Origin of the sequence: Micromonospora sp. NPDC023644, assembly GCF_040640115.1 — a bacterium.
In the GTDB taxonomy this organism is placed as follows: domain Bacteria; phylum Actinomycetota; class Actinomycetes; order Mycobacteriales; family Micromonosporaceae; genus Micromonospora.
In genome coordinates this window covers 1-1,537 of record NZ_JBFABA010000117.1, presented here as the reverse complement: position 1 = coordinate 1,537, position 1,537 = coordinate 1, and the positions used below count along the sequence as shown (strand labels likewise).

The window sequence follows — 1,537 nt, the reverse complement described above, 5'->3', positions numbered from 1 at the left end:
GTCACCCACCAGGACATCCCCTTCGACAAACTCGTCGAACGCACCCAACCCACCCGCGACCGCCACACCCCACCCCTCATCCAAACCGTCTTCACGACCATGGACGGCACCGATGTGGCGCCGCTGCACACCGCCACGATGCGGCCGCTGCCGATCGACGAGGGGGTCGCGAAGTTCGACCTGGCCGTCCAGGTGCAGGTGGAGCAGGACGTGGTCCGGGTGTTCTTCGACTACGCCTGCGACCTGTACGAGCCCGCGACGATGGCGGAGCTGGCCGACAGCTACCGGGCCCTGGTGGCGGCCGTGCTGGCCGAGCCGGACCGGCCGCTGTCCACGGTGGTCGCGGTCACGGACGCGCAGCGGGAGCGGCTCGCCGACGCGTTGACCGCCAGCCCGGTCGCGGTCCCGCCCGGTGACCTGGGGTGCGTGCCGCGGCTGGTGGCCGACGCGGCGGCGCGGCACCCGGACGTGACGGCGATCGTCGACGGGGCGGGCGCGCTCACCTACCGGGAACTCGACGAGTGGTCCAACCACCTCGCCCACCAACTCCTACGCCATGGCGCCCGACCCGACCACCCCGTCGCGGTCAGCCTGCCACCCGGCGCACCCGCCATCACCGCCATGCTCGCCGTCCTCAAAGCCGGCGCCGCCTACCTCCCCGTCGACCCCACCGCACCCCCCGCACGCCGACACCACCTCATCACCCACTCCCGCGTCACCATCCTCATCACCGACGACCCCGACAACACCGACACACCCCCCGGCGTCGTCGCCCTCGCCCCACAGCTCGGACCGGACACGGCCGCGGCCGCGCCGCCCCTGGTCGGCATCCACCCGGAGCAGGTGGCGTACGTCATCCACACCTCCGGGTCCACCGGCACCCCCAAGGGCGTCATGGTTCCGCACCGGGCGCTGACCAACCTGGTCCACTGGCACCTGGACACCCACCCCACCGGTCCCGGCCAACGCCACGGCCAGGTGGCGAGCCTCGGCTTCGACGCCGCGGTCTGGGAGATCTGGCCGGCCCTGGTCAGCGGCGCCACCCTGCACGTCGCCGACCCGGCCGACCGCCTCGACCCCGCCGCGCTGCACGACTGGCTCGTCCGGCAGGGCGTCACGAGGACGTTCCTGCCGACCCCGGTCGCGGAGGCCGTTCTCCGGCTGCCCACCCCGTCCACCAGCCGCCTGCGGACGATCTTCACCGGCGGGGACGCCCTCACCACCCGGCCGTCCGCGCACGCGCCGTACACCCTGTTCAACATCTACGGGCCCACCGAGACCACCGTCGCCGTCACCGTCGGACCCGTCGCCCCCGACGGGGTCCACCGGCCCGACCTCGGCACCCCCATCGCCGGCGCCCGCATCCACCTCCTCGGCCCCGACCTCCAGCTCGTCCCGCCCGGGGCGCCCGGCGAAGTCTGCGTCGGCGGTGACGTGGTCAGCCGCGGCTACCTGAACAAGCCCGGGCAGACGGCGGAGCGGTTCCTGCCCGACCCGTACGGGCCACCGGGCAGCCGCCTCTACCGCACCGGCGACC

The 1,537-nt window shown here is 74.0% G+C and carries 1 protein-coding gene; it reads left to right on the top strand.

Annotation, left to right across the window (positions count from 1 at the left end; translation table 11 throughout):
• Positions 1–15: 15 nt before the first annotated feature.
• On the top strand, positions 16–1,537 hold a 1,522-nt coding region (locus tag AB0G08_RS30135; protein WP_358094365.1), incomplete at its 3' end, for an amino acid adenylation domain-containing protein.